Origin of the sequence: uncultured Roseobacter sp. (assembly GCF_947488185.1) — a bacterium.
Classification (GTDB): Bacteria; Pseudomonadota; Alphaproteobacteria; order Rhodobacterales; family Rhodobacteraceae; genus Roseobacter.
This window is the reverse complement of sequence record NZ_CANKYM010000003.1, coordinates 278,948-296,181: the sequence shown is the minus strand read 5'-3', so window position 1 is coordinate 296,181 and position 17,234 is coordinate 278,948. Positions and strand designations below refer to the sequence as shown.

Here is a 17,234-nt window from a genome sequence, read left to right as displayed (position 1 = left end):
TTAAAACAGGGTACCACCCAGACCTCCCCAAGGTGAGAAACGATACGTGCCACAAGGAAGGCGAGGTCGACTACACATGAAAGAATGCACTCAACCATTCATCCAGATATCTTGAGAAGAGGCCCGGGGCATCGAGCATCACAAAGTGGCCGGCATCCGGCAAGATTCTTAGGGTTGCATCGGGCAACATTTGCGAAAACCGTTCCCCTTCCGACTTGTCGACCCAGCGATCTTCTTCACCCCAGAAGACTGTAGTCGGAACTGAGGTAGTCGGATACAATTGTTCGAGCTGTTCAGTGTATTCATAATCGTATTGACCAACCTGCCGATAGTATGCGCGCTGACCGCTTTCGCTCAGCCAGGGTGCAGTCAACCTATCCAGAACCGCTTGATCCAGAGTGCGCGACATCGCCGTTTTCAGATGTGCCTCCAGAACCGCGTGGTGGATGTACTCCGGCACGTTGGCGAAGACCTCCTCGTTCTCTTTCACATGTCGCGAAAATGCTGTGCCCCAGGGAGACAACACAACGCCATCGCTGACGCAAATAGCTGCCACGTCCGCCTTCTCGATCAGGTACGCGCCCATCACAGTCGCACCACCAAAATCGTGACCAACCAGAGCGGGGCGCGATAGCTCCTTGGAGGCGAGCCATTCGGCCAACACGCGCGCGAACGACCTCAGCCGAACTTCTTGGTCTTCAAACTTGGCCGAAGAACCATATCCGGGCAAATCAAGTACATGAAACCGATAGCGATGTTGCAAGCGCTTGAGCACTCCGTGCCAGATCACCGAGCTCACGGGGGTGCCATGAACCAGAACCACATCTGGACCCTCGCCGAATACATCATGAGCGATCTTTCCACAGCTCGATTCAAAGCTCTGCTTTAGGTCAAATTCCGTCATATTACTTTCTCATCATGGCTATTTTTTGCATAGGTGAACCCTGTTTGCTTTTATGTCGAACGAAGTGTTGTCATCTTTAGAAGAGGATTTGTCATGTATCCGCCCATCCAAAACCTGCGTGCTTTTGTGATGGTTGCCGACGCGGGTCAGTTTCGGATCGCGGCTGAAGAAATCGGCGTGAGCGAGTCAGCTGTCAGTCATCAGATTGCGCGCTTGGAAGCGCAGCTGGGCGTTCAGTTGTTGGAGCGGGGCCGGAACGGGGCAAAGCTTACGGATGTCGGGCGGGCATTCTACTTACAAGTTTCCGTTGGTCTGCGAGAAATTGAACGCGGGCTACAAGCTGTCAAACACAGTAAAAGTAACATGGTCACGATTTCCGCGCCGCAGACTTTGTCGTCGCTTTGGCTCGCGCCGAACCTGGCTGCATTCTATGAGGCAAATCCAACTGTCGAACTCCGGGTGTTCGCCACCGATCGGGTTTGTGATCTAAAAAATGAAGGGGTCGATCTCGCGCTACGCAGGAGTGACGCCGAGTGGAGTGGATACGATCAGGAACTGTTTTGTCTCGAAGAGATATTCCCGGTGGCAACAAAGGAATTGAGCGCTCAAGTGGTTCAAATTGGATGGGATCAGGCGCTTCGAAGGTTTCCAATCATCTTGAATGAGGCACATGAAGATGAATGGGAAAGATGGAGTGTTCAAGCCCGGTCGCCTTTGCCTGGATATGCGAAGATACGTCGCTTGAGTTCTTACGATCAGGTACAAGCCGCAGTCGTCAACGGATTGGGGATCGGCATGGCACGCACGCCGCTCTGCTTGGAGGCATTGTCCGATGGCCGCCTTCATCGGATTGGACATCAAAGCTGCAAAACACAGGCCTACCAGCTTGTCTGGCCCTCGGATCGCAAGATGCATTCCCCTCAACGCGCATTTTTGAAATGGTTGCGCCAGGTGAAGCCGGGTCAACTTACTGAAATTAAAGATCATCCACAGACATAAATCCTGCCAAGCGCTGGATACCATTGACCGACCAAAACCATCGGATGTCCGTGCTGAATCCGAAGCTCCAGCTTTGCGTGGCTGCGGCACCCTACCAAGATATGCATCAGGCTGACCAATTTACCAGCAAATGCACTGTATCGGGCCCTTGTCGCAAAAATCAAAAGGATCGAACATGGAACTTCAGTCTGTCCCTCGACTAAAGCCTGAAATTCACCGTTGATTTCAATTGCTGTCGGAAAGCCGCCAGACGTCTTGCTTGCTAAACCCGCGGATGGTCCTCGCGCCAACATTCTCAAGATCAAACTGGTCTTTTAGAACAGTTGCAACATCGTCCTGGACCGTGATTTGCATCGGTTCAGAAAACTCTTGCAGGCGAGAGGCGAGGTTCACGGCAGGACCGAAAATATCATAGACATACTTCTGGATGCCCACAACAGAGCCAACAACTGAGCCTGTGGACAGGCCAATACGGCACTGCCACTGATGCGGATGGCTCAGATTGCGCCGCGTCAAATACCGCACAAACCGGATGGCGGTATTGGCGATTGCCTTTGCGTGATCCGGGGTGGGGTCAGGCAGGCCTGTAACAGTGATATAGGCATCACCAATCGTCTTGATGCGCTCACACCCGAATTGTTCGCCAATGCGGTCAAACGCACTGTAGATATCGTTCAGTTCGGTGACGGTCACGCTGGGGTCTTGCGACGCAACCATGTCTGTAAACCCGACAAAGTCGAGCATCAGGACGGACACCGGGTCATACATCTGCGGCGTTACAACGCCGAAGGTCTTGAACTCCTCGTATACAGAGCGAGGCATGATATTGAGCAACAGTTTTTCAACCTGCTCTTTTTCTCGTTTGATTTCTCGCGTGTTGCGTTCAACCATCATCGAATAGGAATCGATCATCGATTCCAGTTCTTTAATGCGCGTGATGTTTTGACAAACCAGGACAAGGACGTCCTCATCCGCGGCGGTGAAATCCAGGGCAATCACCAGCGTTCTGCGTTTCTTCTTGAACCTTATTTCGGATGCATAACGTCCGGATCCAGTCAGGTTTTCCTGCATCGCGCTGACGTCTAGGTCCGGGAACAGTTGCTGCAGTTGAGCTGGCTGAGTTTCGTCACTGAACCACTCTTCAAACGTATCGTTGCGGAAGCCGAACTGCAGCGTTTGGCGGTCCAGTAGCGCGACACCAACCCCGATCGCACGGAGAAGTTGCTCGTTTATCGCTTCAATAGTCATAACTCACCTGACAATAAGGGGGCGGCGTTTCTCGAATTCCGCAACAACAAGGTCAACGTCCTCACTGGCCATCCCGTGCTGCAACAATGTGCCGCGAAGCACCGTTTCGAGTTCATCGAAATGGCCGTCTGTGATGGTCAGATGAGAATGTAGTTGGCGCAACTGATTGTCTGTGTAGGACGCGGGGCCACCAAGGATCGAAGCGATGAACTTGGTCTGGTGATCCACGATCCGAGACATTTCAACATCGTCGAAGAAAGGGCCTACCTCATCATTGTCCAAAAGGCTGTCGTAGAAGGAAAGTACAATCTTGCTGACCTTTGAAAATCCCCCGTACTCTTCATAGAGCGTGCGTTCAGCCATCGTAGGTTCCTTTCGTGTTGAGGAGGATCAGAAGTGCCTCACCTCGGCCAAAGTCTACAAATTCTGTTTGACCAAGTTAAGCCTGTCTACCGCCCGCAACATGAGTGCGCCCCCCGGCTGAAACGCCGGAGGGATTTGTGATTTCAGATCATGACCTTAGTGACGTACTGCGATCACTTCGGCATATTCTGAAGAGATACACAATGAACCGTTGGTTGAGATGTCGAACGTCTCAATGAGCGTCATGATATCGTTCCGGAGGGCTGTTTGCCCGACCTCATCCAGCGCTTCGAACGCCTTTTGCATGGGGCCATAGAAGGCGCGGAAGTACTCCAGAAAATGCTCGGCAGAGCGGTAGCGGAACAAAAAGGTCTTGTGCTGGAAGGAAGATATTTGGCAAGTGGCGCCAAAGGTTTCTTCAACCCACTCCCGGTTGCCCCACAAGGCAGGAGAGCTGACGCCAGCGGGCGGTGGAACATGCTTTCCGATTGTCTTGAAGAGCTGGCCGATGAAACTTTCCGGTGTCCAGTTGGCCATCCCGATCTTGCCACCGGGTTTGACGACGCGTTGAAGCTCTGCGGCTGCTTGTTGTTGATTTGGCGTGAACATGACTCCGAAAGTGGACACGACCGCGTCAAAAGACTGATCCTTGAATGGCAGGTCCTCTGCGTCGGCAACCTTGTAGTTGACAAACAGACCTTCGGCCTTTGCGCGCGTGCCGCTGGCTTCCAAAAGCTCCGACACATAGTCTGTAGAGGTGACGTTGCAAAAGCGCCGTGCAAAGGCCAGCGTTGCGTTGCCATTGCCCGCTGCCACATCCAGAACCTTGGCGTCTGCATTTATGTCCATGGCTTCGGCAAGTTCTTCACCGGTGATCTGGAGGGTTACGCCAACTTTGCTGTAGTCTCCCGCCCCCCACGCGGCGTTTTGCTTGGCTTTGATCGCCGTGTAGTCGGTTGAAGGATCGATTGTTGTGTGAGAGCCCATGATTTTCTCCTTTGGGTTTGCTGGTCCATCACCAGCGGTTTTGTAAATTATTGGGTTGGGTGACTGTGGTTGGGTTAGGCCGCCACCTGGTTTGGCCAACTGCAGATTGCGGTGGGCCGTTCAACATTGGCCACGTGTTCGAAAATGCGTGAATTCACCCACTCTGGTTGGAAGATGGGCGCCATATGTCCAAGTTCGGGCAACAGTGCGAGGCGTGCGTTGGGAAGCGCCTTTGCAATGGCGATCGACACATGCTGCGTGATTTCCGGGGATTCCAGGCCCGTCATCACCAATGTCGGCATCTCCAATTTTGACAAATCCGCCGGTTCCCAGGTTTCCGCGGCTCCGTTGGCGAAATCTGCCATGATCGAAGAGATCATGCCCGCAAACCGCTGCCTGGCAACGTGGGGAAGGTGGTCCCAGAAACCCTCACCGTTCCAAAAGTTCAGAAAGTGCCGCATTCCCGTCGGTACTTCTTCTTCCTCTGCTGCATGTGTCACCAGCGCAGAAAGGGTCTGGATCTCCTGAAACAGCCGTTTGTCGATTCCCCCGCCATTCTTCAGAAAGTGAAATGTCGCCGGTTCATAGACGGTAAGGCTTTTCACCAAGTCTGGGCGCATCAAGGCGAGTTTGATCGCTATGCCACCCCCATTTGAATGACCAACAAGGTGGACGGCACCCCTCCTCTTTTCGATTTCGCGGATGACTGGGGCAGCGGAACGGGCTGCACCTTTCTGAGAATAGTCTGCGGTCAAAGGGGCACGCCCGTAGCCGGGAAGATCAAGTGCATGGACGTCAAACCGGCCTTCCAGATCCGCTGACAGTCGGCTCCATTGGCCGCTGCTTGATGCCGAGGAATGCAAGGCAACAATAGGCGCGTTGCCTTGTCGAGTTGGCTGAGATGAAAAGGTCATTGTTCTAATCCAAAAGCGTTGGTGATGAACGACAATTGGCGTCCGATTGTTTCATTGCGATGTCTGAATGAGGCGTGCCGTGTTTCAGTTGTTGCACGGTCGGTTTCACCTGATCCCCCGCCAGCAACCTTCAAAATATGGGATTTTTTTGCTGTCTCTGGTTTGGCGCAGCAGCCTGTGAAACAATTGAAACACTAGATGCGAATTTTGAAATGGCATTGAAACAATGCTGTCTTAGAAAATCGGGATGACGACGGGCATGACGAACGATCTGGAAGACATCGAAAATGCGCAGGGCCTTCTGCGGGACGCTATCGAGTCTCTCAAGGAAGGCTTCGCCCTGTACGATGACGACCGGCGCCTTGTGATGTTCAATCAACAATATGCCGAGATGAACAAAGGGGTTTCCCATCTCCTCAAACCCGGTCTGGACTGGGAAATACTGATGCGCGAGACAGCCCGCCGCGGAATATATGCCGATGCTGTGGGCGACGAACAGAAATGGGTTTCTGACAGGTTGGCCAATGGCATTGAGTTCATTCAGGATTTTGAACTGAAAGAAACGGACGGGCGGACCTATCTGGTGTCCGTTCATCCCACATGCTCAGGCGGCTTTGTCGTAACCCGAGAGGATATCACAGCCAGAAAACAAGCCGAGGTCGAGGAACGCGACGGGGATCTTCTGATCAGAAAAGTGCTGGACGCCAGTTCTGCCGCGGTCACCATGGCCCGTATTGGTGATGGTCAGATTCTTTACCGCACGCCTGCCGCCCTGCAGATGTTTGGCCCCACCAAATCTGCGCGGGAACACTATGTCAGTCCGGAGCGCCGGGCAGACTTTGTCACGCAGCTTTTGGCGGATGGACGTGTGGATGACTTCAAACTTGATCTATTGAATGCTGACGGAAACATTTTTCCAGCGACCATTTCTTCGCAGTTGATCGATTTCAAGGGCGAAGAAGTCATCGTGACCAGTACCATTGATCTAACCATCCAAAAAGAAACTGACGCGATCATCAGGCAGGTAATGGAAGCTTATCCGGCCGCCATTAACATGACGAACGCAGAAACCGGGCAAGTTCTTTTTGCGACGCCAGATCTTGAGGAGCTTTTTGGCCCGGCCAACAATTCCAAATCCTACTATGCGGACCCAACAGAGCGCGAGCGCTATCTTGAAGACCTGCGAAAGGCCGGGACGCTCAAGGATCGGCGGATGGAGTTCATTGATGCAAAGGGTCGAAAGTTCTGGGGAGCGGATTCCTCGCGCCTCATAGAATTCAATGGCGAAGAAGTCATCGTCTCAAACACACGCGATTTGACGGATGAATTGGCGCTTTCTGAAGAGCTTGCGAAGCAAAGAGAGTTGCTGTTCCAGAATGAAAAGATGTCTGCACTTGGTGAATTGCTTGCCGGTGTTGCCCATGAGCTCAACAACCCCCTCTCTGTTGTTGTAGGTCATTCGCTGATGCTGAAGGAGGAGATCATAGATCCTGATCTCACCGCAAGGATCGACAAGATCAGTACAGCAGCAGAGCGGTGTGCCAAGATCGTAAAGACCTTCCTTGCCATGGCACGCCAGCAGCCAAGCAAGATTGAGCCAGTTGATGTTGCCAGCGTGATCGAAACGGCTGCAGATGTCGTTGCCTATGGAAGCACGTCAGGTGACATCAGTATTTCGCTCAAGGTTCCGGACGATCTGCCACCTATTGCCGCCGATGCGGATCAGATTACGCAGGTTATCATTAATCTGATCATCAACGCCGAACAGGCTTTGAACGCGTCTGGTCGTGGCGATCACATTGAACTGTCGGCCATCTCAAGGCCGGAGATAAGCATGGTCGAAGTGACCGTTCAAGACAACGGCCCCGGCATTCCCGCCGCCATTCGGGCACGGATATTTGAGCCTTTTTTCACCACCAAGGAAGTTGGCGAGGGAACTGGCATCGGTCTGGCATTCTGCCACCGGATCATTCTTTCGCATGGCGGACAGATCAGGCTGGATCAGAGCAGCGCAGCCAGCACATGTTTTCGTATCACGCTGCCCGTCGCCAGTGATCAAAGATCAGAAGTGGACGCACCGACCAACCCGGTCACGGCACCTGCAAACCTGAGAGCATTGATTGTGGATGATGAGGTTGAAGTGGGCCAGTTGAACGCCGAAATTCTTAGAAAAGAAGGGTTCGAAGTTGATTTCGTCGCCTCAGGGGAGGAAGCAATAAACCGCCTTCACTCAACCAGGTACGACGTTTTCCTGAGCGATTTGAACATGCCGGGTGTCGACGGGCGCCAGATATACGATGCTTTGGTGGCCCGTTTTCCAGAGATGTTGAAGAGGACGGCCTATATCACCGGTGATACGATGGGACAGACTTCCCTGGGACTTCTAAAGGAGGCTGGCCTTCCATATTTGGAGAAACCGGTTTCGCCGACAGAGCTCAGAGACCTCGTCAGACAGCTACTCGCCGACCAGGAGGAAATGCCAGATGGATAGCCAGAATGCCCACATCCTAGTCTGCGATGATGAAATCGACCTGCGTGAAATGCTCCAGGAATACCTTGGCAAACGTGGATACAAGGTATCTGGAGCCGCAGGTGGCGATGAACTTCGGGACATCCTTTCGACCAATACTGTGGATGTCATCATCATGGACATCAACATGCCAAAGGAAGATGGTCTTTCCATTCTACGATCACTGCGCCCAGAGGACACGACCCCCATCATCATGCTGACCGCAGCCGGTGACGTGGTTGATCGTATCATTGGTCTTGAAATGGGGGCGGATGACTATCTTGGCAAACCCGTCGATCTTCGAGAGCTCGAAGCCCGGATAAAAGCGATACTTCGCCGTGAAACCATCAGCAGCTCAGCAAAGGCGGAAAAGGCTGATGGGGGCTGCGCTCCATTTGGAGATTTTCTTTTGGACAAAGACGCCGCAAAGCTCCTTGCGGCGGATGGGTCCGAAGTTCAATTGACGGCGATGGAGTATAGTCTGCTCAAGGTCTTTGCGGCAAACAGGGGGCGCGTTCTAAACAGGGATCAGCTTTTGGAACAGGCTCATGACCGATCCTGGGACCCGTTTGACCGAAGCGTCGATATCAGAATCTCCCGACTGCGCCGGAAACTGGAAACCAACCCCGAAAAACCCGAAGTCATCAGGACTGTGCGTGGCATCGGCTACCTTTACGATCCAAAATAAGACCACTTCAATATGCTGTTCAATGTGCACCCGGAAGCTTTCGGCAACACGCTTGCTCCGACGAAGATCCGGAACGGGCAGCGGGGGCAGACAGTTTTTAGGTGGCCGAGAACATGCTGCACTCCATCGTATCGCGGGGGTGAGCCCACGCGTAGCCGGTACGTTCAAGCGCGGATTGTCTAAGGTAGGAACAAGCGGTCGATCGACGCGCCCAGCACGATCGTCCGTCCGAGGCCGCGTTTGCAATGCCTACTGCTCGCCCCGTGGAGCAGCGGTAATCGAAGCGATGTGACATCCTCTGATCATTGCGAAACATTGGACTTGTCGTGAAGACCGTCTAGAACGGTTGAAGCCGACCAAGCAACAGGGACTGTGTTGATGCTGAGAAACTGCGTTCTAACCATGTTGATGATCATTTGTGGTTTCGCAGCGCGGGCAGACAATCATGCAACTGACGCGGCGGCCGAAGACTCCGACACCTCTACAGTAGAGCACGTGGTGGATTTGGAAGCGGCAGAGAAAATTTTTCGTAAATCGTGCCGGGCCTGCCATGGGAACAAAGCACAGGGCGCGGCCAGCTACCCTAAGCTCTCTGACAAGACGCCGGAGTACATTGCGGAGAAGCTGAAAATCTACAGGTCCGGCGAGAAGATTGGTCCGAACTCCATTCTCATGATCAGTCATGCCAAAAAACTCTCAGATGAGGACATCGCCAACATCTCGGTCTACGTGGCCACAGCCTTCGACTGATACGACAATCAAAAAATACTGCTACGCCAAGGGACTCTAGTCAAACGAGAAATTCGTTGACCGGTCGATGGACCGAGAACTATGGTTAACGTCTCGGTCGGCTTGGGCAGACTATGAGCCGGAAGGCCTTCCCGGTCGACTTTCAAATCGATTTTTGGGAGGAAATCATGTTTCACGTCACTTCTTTTTCCGTACTGCGGACGGGTGCCGCGCTTCTTGCTGGCACGGCTATACTGTCATCGTCAGCCTTCGCACAAAATGGAATGAACACCACCAGCCTGCAACATGAAGTTGTGCTCGAGGGTTTGGACAATCCGTGGGACATGGCATTTCTGGCAGATGGCACAATGCTGTTCACTGAGAAGTGCTCAGGCCTTTCGGTACGCCTGCCAGACGGCACGGTGAATGCGCTTTACGGTGTCGGTGAAACCGAAGGCTATGCATCGAATGGTTCGGATTTGTTCTGCGAAGGTCAAGCAGGCATGATGGGTGTGGCCTTCGATCCAGACTTCGATAGCAATCGCCGCATCTACGTCTATTCGACGTCCAACATGTCCGACCCGCACACCAACCGGCTGATGCGTTTCACGCTCACTGAGGACTTCACCGGCGTCGCGGACAGGGCGGATATTGTCGATGACGTGCCCTACAAGATGGCAGCCTCGAACCATCCCTTCGGTGGCCCCGGTGCTCACAATGGCGGACGCGTGCGTTTTGATGCAAATGGCCACCTCTTTCTGACGACGGGCGATACGCATAATGGCCAGGTGCCGCAGAGCCCGACGATGATGGGCTCCAAGGTTCTGCGTATTGATACAGACGGCAACGCCATTGCTGAAAACAGCCCGCCGGACGGTTTCGACGCCAGAACCTACACCTATGGCCACCGGAACGTTCAGGGGATCGCCTTCCACCCGGAAACAGGTGCTGCGATCACGGCAGAACACGGCCCCTGGCATTCCGATGAAATCACGATTCTGCAAAACGGCGGTAACGCCGGATGGGACCCGCGGCCGAACATGGCAGGGCGTGGCGACTGCCCCGACGATTACTGTGGGTATAGCCCGAACCAGGAAGATGGCATGAACCGCTATGAGCGGGCGGCCTTCATGTCGATGACGGACTTCGACACCTATCCTGACGCGATGCCTCCGATCTGGAACAACAACGGCTGGTCGCAGGGCACCTCATCGGCGGCCTTTCTCGAAGGGGACGCCTGGGGGGACTGGGACGGCGCGATGGTCGTCGGGATTATGGGCATTGGCTTTGGCGGAACACCAATCGGCCAGCGGATCGACGTGATACAGTTCAACGACGACAACACGGACGTTGAGGACGTGACGGAGATGACCCTTCCCATGGAGTCGGGACGCTTCCGCTCGGTTGTCATGGGGCCGGATGGCAGTCTTTATACATCCATCGACGAAGGCACGATCTACAAGCTGACCCCCGGCGGTTGATTGGCTTTGTGGCCGCGCGCTCATGTCGCGCGGTCTAATCTCCGTTGACCAGTGCATCTGGAATTTCATAGCGCTGGTCATCCACCCTCACGTGATAAATGCCATGGGACAGTTGCCAATCCGTATCAGTCCCCGCGCCAGACATGGTCGCGTTGCCGCGCAAGAACTCCCCGTCCGAGAACAGCAGAGTCCTTGCAAAGCCGTTTGTGAAGGTCACGACAATCGCAGCAGATCCATCAGTGCGGGCGACAGCCGCGCTGCACGCACCCAGCGACTGTCCAATCTCCTGCGCACAGCGAACCTCGCCCGTTGAGTCAAAACTGCCCGACCTGGCCCGGTCTTTCACCGCAGCTGCGTCTCCAAAAACCATGCCCGGCAAAGCCACTGTAAGGATGAGTACAAGAGGTAGTGCATTTCGCATCGCTGTGTCCCCATGGTTGTATCGGTAGTATCGCGACCCATCAATCCTCCGGCAAGGCCTTGAACCCAGGCTGTAAAGACTACTGAATTCGCGTGAAGGGACTTGTTGTACGCCCGATTTATACACCCAGAGCAAAGCTGAGAGGCGGTGATATTGCCGACATCAACGCGGTTCGCGCGGTTTGTGAAGCGGTCACCGTGCCGGTGAATGTCATTGTCGGACTTTCCGCAAAGACCTTTGCCGCCGACGAACTTTCGCAAGCTGGCATTCGGCGCATCGACTTCGTCCGCCTGAGCTACAGCCTGGACGTCACGGGAATTCTGATTGTCTGGCCACTCTAGCTTCTGCAGCGGTAAAAATGAAAAGCCCGCGCGCGCTCCTGCAAAAGGAGACGGGCGCGGGCTTGAGGAATTTCGGCGGGCACCTTTTGGTGCCCTTCGCAGTTAGCGTCCGTAGACGTGCGAATACGCGACTTGATACGCATCTTCCGGGAACATCCCCAGATCAATCGCCGTATCGCGTGGCATGTACCGCAGCTCGTGATAGGTGCGGTTGAATTCGGCCCGTTTCGCGGCCGCGTTTTTCAGTCGGTTAATAATATCATTCATGTGACATTCCTTTCATCAAAACCGGATGTTCTGATAGCGCCAACATGATATCGAAACCCTTAACAAACAACGTTCAAAAACGAAAAGCAGCTCTGCAATTGCTGCATAGCAGCATATGCCTCAGAGGGGCCAGATCAGCGGGATGATCATCGAGACAATGAGCGCCATGCTGAGGTTCAGTGGCACGCCGATGCGCATGAAATCGGTGAAGCGGTATCCCCCCGGTCCGTAGACCAGCGTGTTGGTCTGATAGCCGATGGGCGTGGCAAAGGCGCAGGAGGCCGCGATCATGACAGCAACGACCAGGGGGCGCGGATCGAGGCCAAGGGCCGTGCCCAAACCAATGGCCAGCGGGGTCATGATGACGGCGACGGCGTTGTTGGACACGATCTCGGTCAGGGTCGAGGTCATGGCGAATACCACCAGAACCACCACCGTCGGCGGCATCGCCATCAGCGTCGGCGAGACGGCATCGACAATCAGCGCAATTGCCCCGGAATGCTGCAGCGCCGCACCGACGGAGAGCATGGCAAAGATTAACGCAAGCAAGCGCCCGTCGATGAAGGAAAACGCCTCATCCGCGTCAATGCAGCCGGTGACCAGCACCAGCGCCACAGCGATGATCGCCAAAAGCAGAATAGGCGCCACATTGAGGGCGGCGAGGATGACAATGCCTGCCAGAGCGGCAATGGCGATGGGCGCGTGGCTGCGCCGGAACGCGCGGGCGGAAGGTTGCGACACGTCCACCATGTCCATATCCGCCGCAAGGCGCTGAATGTCCTCCGGCGCGCCTTCCAGCAGCAGGGTGTCCCCGATCTTGACCACCAGATCGTCCAGCTGCCGTCCGATGTTCTGGTTACGCCGATGCACGGCCAGCGGATAGACACCGTAGCGACGGCGCAGGCGCATGCTGCCAAGAGAGCGCCCGACCATCCGGCACCCCGGCGTGATCAGGACTTCAACCGTCGTGGTCTCGACTGCGGACACCTGATCCACCCGTTTCAGTTCTTTGTTGGCCTGTAGGCTCAGCAGTTCCGTCATCTGGGTGCGCAAGACCACGCGATCCCCCAGCTGCAACGTCACGCCCTGCATGTTACGCCGGAGCGAAGCATCGCCGCGGATCACATCGACAAGCCGCACGCCTTCGCGTTTGAAGAGTTGCACGCTGAGCACCTCACGCCCGATCAGGTTGCTTTCGGGCGGGATCACGGCCTCGGTGAAGAACTTCATCTTGGAACGGTCCGAGAGCATATTCGCCATGCTGTCGCGGTCGGGCAGAAGGTGTTTTGCAAAGATCGACAAGTAGATTAGCCCCCAGACGCAGACCACGAGACCGATGGGCAGAATTTCGAAAATCGTGAAGGGATCGAGCCCCTGCGTGCGGGCAACCCCATCGACCAGCAGGTTGGTCGAGGTCCCGATCAGCGTGAGCGAACCGCCCATGATCGCCGCATAGCTGAGCGGGATCAGGTAACGCGACGCCTTGGCTCCCAGCGTCTGGCTCAGCTGCACCATCACCGGGATCATGACCACGACAACGGGCGTGTTGTTCATGATGGCCGAGGCCCCCATGACCGACAGGATCACCCCCGCCACCGCCGCCCTTGGGTGGGTCTTGGCATAGCGTTCTGCCTGCTGGGTCAGCACCTCCAACGCCCCGGTGCGTACCAGAGCGCCCATCACGATGAACATCGCGGCAATGGTCCAGGGCGCGGGGTTGCTGAGCACGGCCAGCGCGTTCTCATAAGGCAGGACACCCAGCAGCAGCATCAGTGCCGCACCGGTGATGGCAACCACTTCGGTCGGGAAGGTCTCGCGCACAAAGAGCGCGAACATCACCGCAACCACCGCGAGGGTCAGCACGGCACTCACGGTAGATGACAATTCAACAAATGGGATCAAGGGGATGCGACCTGTGTCGTTGTTCAACCTGCGGTAAGGTACGCCGATTGCTCACGCAGGAGCAAGCGCCGCTTTAGGGCGCGGCTGCACCAGATACATGCCTGCAAACATAAGCAGCAGTGCCGCCCAGATACCGGTCGAATAGGCCTCGCCCAGCAGCAGTTTGGCCCAGAGGACGCCAAAGCCTGTGACCAGATAGCTGACCTGCACAGCAAAAACGGAGCCCGCACGCCCAACCATCCAGACATAACCGGCATAGACGACCACATGAATGATGGAGCCGAGGATCAGCGCCTGCCCTTCGCGGGTCTGGGCGGCGTCAATCGGGATCCACTGGCCGGAGAACACTGTCACGGGCAGCATGATAACCGCCCCCATCAGGGACGCCCCGTAGAGCACCTGGAACGGATCCATGCCCGCAGTCCCGAATTTCGCGACCAGATTGCCCTCAAGCCCGTAGCAAATACCGCTGATCAACCCGACGCCGACCCAGAAAACCGCAAGATTGAGCGCGGACGCCCCCGGCACCGCGATCAGCAGCACACCGCAGAGGCCCAGCGACAGCCCCAGAAAGCGCCGCCATGAAAACCGGTCCAGCCCCATCAGCAGCGCAATGGGAAAGGCCCACATGGGCACCATCGACAGCAGAATCGACAAGATGCCCGAAGGCAGATGCACCGCGGCCTGATAGGCGGTGGAATTGGGGATCATCGTGCCGATGGCCGCCACCATCAGGCAAATGGCGATCTGACGCCGTCCGCGCGGCAGCCGGGTGCCGCGTATCGCGCAGATGGCGGCCATCAGGACTGCCCCGATAAGGAGCTGCCAGAAAATCAGGCCAAAGTGCTGGTACCCGGTGGAGACCGCGATCTTTGTCAGGGGCTGTGTCATGCCCCAGCCGGCTCCCAAAAGGATGAGCACGCCGGTCAACAGCACCACGTCGGAGCGCACAGGCACGGTCACGGGGCGCCCGGCTCAAGCAGGCCGCCATCGCGGATCGCGGCGATGCGGGTGGCCTTGCCCGTGCGGTCGTCGGTTTCAACATAGACACCGGAGAGGGTCGCCTCCCCGTTCGCGGGGGAAAAGCGGTCGCGCGGCATGCCGGTGATGAAACGGCGCAGCGGTTCGGCCTTGTCCATGCCGATGACGGAATTATAGTCGCCGCACATGCCCGCATCGGTCAGATATCCGGTGCCGCCGGGTAGAATCATCGCATCCGCCGTGGGCACATGGGTATGGGTGCCGACAACAAGGCTCGCCCGACCATCGGCGAAATGCCCCATCGCCATCTTTTCCGACGTCGCCTCGCAATGCACATCCACGATCACGGCGGCGGCCTGCCCGCCAAGCGGATGCATCTTGAGCACCGGCTCCAGCGCCGAGAACGGGTCATCAAAGGGCCGTTTCATGAACACTTGCCCCAGCACCTGCGTCACCAGCACCTTACGCCCGTTTTTCGAGGTAAAGAGCCGCGCGCCCTTGCCCGGTGCGGTTTTGGAGAAGTTCAACGGGCGGATGACCCGTGGTTCCTGCTCGATGAACTGCAGCATATCGCGCTGATCAAAAGCGTGATCGCCCAGCGTGATGCAATCGGCCCCGGCCTCCAGCAGCGTCTTGGCATGCGCGCCCGACAGACCCACGCCCGAGGTCGCGTTTTCGCCATTCACCACCACGAAATCCAGCTTCCACGCCGTCCGCAACCGCGCAAGGTTTTCCGTGATCGCGCGCCGTCCGGCCCGCCCCATTACATCGCCAAGGAACATCAGTTTCATGTCTGATGGGTAGGGCTCCGGCACCGGCAGGGCAAGGGGCAGGCGCTATAATAATGCGGCATAGCGTCATGGCGGAAAACCGATTTCGCGTTAAGTTGGGATATGTAGATACTGGAGGGCGAAACGATGTCATGGACCGAAATCAGCAAACGGGGTGGGCTGGCCGTCATCACCGGCGGCGCCAGCGGCGTCGGATTGGCGGCAGCAGAGCTATTGGCGGGGCGGGGGTTTCACCTCTTGCTGGCCGACCAGAATGCGGAGGCTCTTGAAACGGCGGCAACAGACCTGCGCGCCTCGGGGGCGCGGGTTGAGACACGGGTTGTGGATGTCTCCGATGCGCATGCCGTAAACGCGCTGGCCGATCAGGCCTTTGCCATGGGCCGGGTTGCGGTTGTCATGAACAATGCGGGCATTGGTCTCGGCTCCTCCTGTTGGGACGATCCCGAGGCGTGGCGCAAGACCTTCGATGTCAACTTCTTCGGCATCGTCAATGGCGTTCAGGCCTTCGTGCCCCGGCTGATCGACGCGGGCGAGCCTGCGGCGATCATCAACACCGGCTCCAAGCAGGGCATCACCACCCCGCCCGGAAACCCGGCCTACAACGCCTCCAAGGCGGCGGTGAAGGTCCTGACTGAACAGCTGGCACACGAACTGCGTCAGGCAGGCGCCCCCATCGATGTCCACCTCTTCGTGCCGGGGTTCACCTACACGGGCATGATCGCGGCCATCATGCCGGAAAAACCGGAGGGCGCCTGGACCAGCGCGCAATGTGTGGAATACCTCTTTGACCGCGTCGGACGCGGGGATTTCTACGTGCTCTGCCCCGACAATATGGTGGATGAGACGGTGGATGCGCGCCGCGTGCTCTGGGCGGCAGGCGATATCGCGGAAAACCGCCCGGCCCTGTCCCGGTGGCATCCGGACTGGGCCGAGGCATTTACCGCCTTCGAAAAAGGATGACGACTGGAGGCATGCAAGGTCTGCCGGGAGGTGCGGTTCAGGAACCAATGACCCACCGAAACCACTCCGGGCGGCGCCTCTCTAGCGTCATGTGATGGAGCCCCACTAAAATTCACATTAGGATTGCAATAGTTATTGCTTTACGATAATTTTTAAGCGTAGTATTTTATGTGGAGTATGCACCCATGTCCGACCCCCTCGACAGGCAATCGAAAATCGCGGCAACCGCCCGCGCTGGCGTGTGGTTCAGCACACTCGCCCTGGGTCTCGCGATCGTTGTCGCGGTCTACTTTGTCTTTCTATCCATCAGCGATCCGCAGCTTTTGGGACAGAAATTGGCGCAAGAACTCAACCTCGACATCAGCACCCTGCAGCTGACCACGGCCAGTGCGCTGCTGGCCTCGCTGATCTGGCTGATAACCGACTTCATGGCGGTTGCGATGATGCTGCTCATCCGGCAGCTTTTTGCAGGTATCCGCGAAGGATCGGGCATCTTCACCCAAAGGACCGCCATCCGGCTCCGGCGGGTCGGCTGGGTGCTGGTTCTGATCGTCCCTGTCAGCATGATCGTCGACGGGATCGCGCGCGCAATCCTGCGGTATTGGGCCGATCCCACCCGTCTCACCTTCGGCATCGGCTTTGAGGACGGCGACATCTATGCCATCATCCTGGGCCTGATGCTGGTGGCACTGGGTCACATCATGGTGGACGCCGCCCATATGGCAGAGGAAAACAAGGCCTTTGTCTGA

At 56.4% G+C, this 17,234-nt stretch carries 18 protein-coding genes; 8 read left to right on the top strand and 10 right to left on the bottom strand.

Going from position 1 to position 17,234, the window contains the following annotated elements; genetic code table 11:
• Positions 1-70 precede the first annotated feature (70 nt).
• On the bottom strand, positions 71-904 hold the full coding sequence (locus Q1A52_RS12615; protein ID WP_300015774.1) for an alpha/beta hydrolase: 834 nt from the start codon (positions 902-904) through the stop codon (positions 71-73).
• A 93-nt stretch (positions 905-997) separates the two neighbouring features.
• Here Q1A52_RS12615 and Q1A52_RS12610 point away from each other — a divergent pair, with 93 nt between their 5' ends.
• Positions 998-1,903 carry a LysR family transcriptional regulator gene (locus Q1A52_RS12610; protein WP_300015770.1) on the top strand — a complete coding sequence of 302 codons (906 nt, stop codon included), beginning with the start codon at positions 998-1,000 and terminating at the stop codon, positions 1,901-1,903.
• Positions 1,904-2,128: 225 nt separating this feature from the next.
• Here Q1A52_RS12610 and Q1A52_RS12605 read toward each other — a convergent pair whose 3' ends face one another.
• The 4 genes from Q1A52_RS12605 to Q1A52_RS12590 form a co-directional block, all read right to left on the bottom strand.
• Positions 2,129-3,151 (bottom strand): adenylate/guanylate cyclase domain-containing protein, encoded by a 1,023-nt coding sequence (locus Q1A52_RS12605; protein WP_300015767.1) that lies wholly within the window; start codon positions 3,149-3,151, stop codon positions 2,129-2,131.
• A gap of 3 nt (positions 3,152-3,154) precedes the next feature.
• Complete coding sequence (locus tag Q1A52_RS12600; RefSeq protein WP_299782171.1) at positions 3,155-3,514, bottom strand: group 1 truncated hemoglobin; 360 nt, start codon at positions 3,512-3,514, stop codon at positions 3,155-3,157.
• A gap of 156 nt (positions 3,515-3,670) precedes the next feature.
• Positions 3,671-4,501 carry a class I SAM-dependent methyltransferase gene (locus Q1A52_RS12595; RefSeq protein ID WP_300015764.1) on the bottom strand — a complete coding sequence of 277 codons (831 nt, stop codon included), beginning with the start codon at positions 4,499-4,501 and terminating at the stop codon, positions 3,671-3,673.
• Between the two features lie 74 nt (positions 4,502-4,575).
• The gene (locus Q1A52_RS12590) at positions 4,576-5,415 is read right to left on the bottom strand and encodes an alpha/beta hydrolase (protein ID WP_300015761.1); all 840 of its coding nucleotides are present in this window, start codon (positions 5,413-5,415) and stop codon (positions 4,576-4,578) included.
• 247 nt (positions 5,416-5,662) lie between these two features.
• Between Q1A52_RS12590 and Q1A52_RS12585 the strand changes: the two genes are divergently transcribed.
• The 4 genes from Q1A52_RS12585 (at position 5,663) to Q1A52_RS12570 (ending at position 10,822) form a co-directional block, all read left to right on the top strand.
• Positions 5,663-7,906, top strand: a complete 2,244-nt coding sequence (locus Q1A52_RS12585) for an ATP-binding protein (protein ID WP_300015758.1) — start codon at positions 5,663-5,665, stop codon at positions 7,904-7,906.
• Positions 7,899-8,612, top strand: a complete 714-nt coding sequence (locus Q1A52_RS12580) for a response regulator (RefSeq protein WP_300015755.1) — start codon at positions 7,899-7,901, stop codon at positions 8,610-8,612. The genes Q1A52_RS12585 and Q1A52_RS12580 overlap by 8 nt, the downstream gene beginning before the upstream one ends.
• Before the next feature lie 402 nt (positions 8,613-9,014).
• On the top strand, positions 9,015-9,362 hold the full coding sequence (locus Q1A52_RS12575; protein WP_300015752.1) for a c-type cytochrome: 348 nt from the start codon (positions 9,015-9,017) through the stop codon (positions 9,360-9,362).
• A gap of 263 nt (positions 9,363-9,625) precedes the next feature.
• The gene (locus tag Q1A52_RS12570) at positions 9,626-10,822 is read left to right on the top strand and encodes a PQQ-dependent sugar dehydrogenase (RefSeq protein ID WP_300015750.1); all 1,197 of its coding nucleotides are present in this window, start codon (positions 9,626-9,628) and stop codon (positions 10,820-10,822) included.
• Between the two features lie 34 nt (positions 10,823-10,856).
• Here Q1A52_RS12570 and Q1A52_RS12565 read toward each other — a convergent pair whose 3' ends face one another.
• Positions 10,857-11,243 carry a hypothetical protein gene (locus Q1A52_RS12565; protein WP_300015747.1) on the bottom strand — a complete coding sequence of 129 codons (387 nt, stop codon included), beginning with the start codon at positions 11,241-11,243 and terminating at the stop codon, positions 10,857-10,859.
• A gap of 92 nt (positions 11,244-11,335) precedes the next feature.
• Here Q1A52_RS12565 and Q1A52_RS12560 point away from each other — a divergent pair, with 92 nt between their 5' ends.
• Positions 11,336-11,584 (top strand): hypothetical protein, encoded by a 249-nt coding sequence (locus tag Q1A52_RS12560; protein WP_300015744.1) that lies wholly within the window; start codon positions 11,336-11,338, stop codon positions 11,582-11,584.
• Between the two features lie 102 nt (positions 11,585-11,686).
• Here the strand turns inward: Q1A52_RS12560 and Q1A52_RS12555 are convergent, their stop codons facing one another.
• The 4 genes from Q1A52_RS12555 to Q1A52_RS12540 all read right to left on the bottom strand — a co-directional run bounded on the left by Q1A52_RS12555 (position 11,687) and on the right by Q1A52_RS12540 (position 15,525).
• Positions 11,687-11,851 carry a hypothetical protein gene (locus tag Q1A52_RS12555; RefSeq protein ID WP_299782152.1) on the bottom strand — a complete coding sequence of 55 codons (165 nt, stop codon included), beginning with the start codon at positions 11,849-11,851 and terminating at the stop codon, positions 11,687-11,689.
• A 120-nt stretch (positions 11,852-11,971) separates the two neighbouring features.
• On the bottom strand, positions 11,972-13,687 hold the full coding sequence (locus Q1A52_RS12550) for an SLC13 family permease (RefSeq protein ID WP_367278052.1): 1,716 nt from the start codon (positions 13,685-13,687) through the stop codon (positions 11,972-11,974).
• A 117-nt stretch (positions 13,688-13,804) separates the two neighbouring features.
• Complete coding sequence (locus tag Q1A52_RS12545) at positions 13,805-14,716, bottom strand: DMT family transporter (RefSeq protein WP_300015741.1); 912 nt, start codon at positions 14,714-14,716, stop codon at positions 13,805-13,807.
• Positions 14,713-15,525: a TIGR00282 family metallophosphoesterase gene (locus Q1A52_RS12540; protein ID WP_299862122.1), complete on the bottom strand. Its 813-nt coding sequence runs from the start codon at positions 15,523-15,525 to the stop codon at positions 14,713-14,715. Before Q1A52_RS12540 ends, Q1A52_RS12545 begins: the two co-directional genes overlap by 4 nt.
• A gap of 126 nt (positions 15,526-15,651) precedes the next feature.
• Here Q1A52_RS12540 and Q1A52_RS12535 point away from each other — a divergent pair, with 126 nt between their 5' ends.
• Positions 15,652-16,485, top strand: coding sequence for an SDR family oxidoreductase (locus tag Q1A52_RS12535; RefSeq protein ID WP_300015738.1), 834 nt, complete (start codon positions 15,652-15,654; stop codon positions 16,483-16,485).
• A gap of 185 nt (positions 16,486-16,670) precedes the next feature.
• Positions 16,671-17,234 carry a DUF2975 domain-containing protein gene (locus tag Q1A52_RS12530; RefSeq protein WP_300015734.1) on the top strand — a complete coding sequence of 188 codons (564 nt, stop codon included), beginning with the start codon at positions 16,671-16,673 and terminating at the stop codon, positions 17,232-17,234.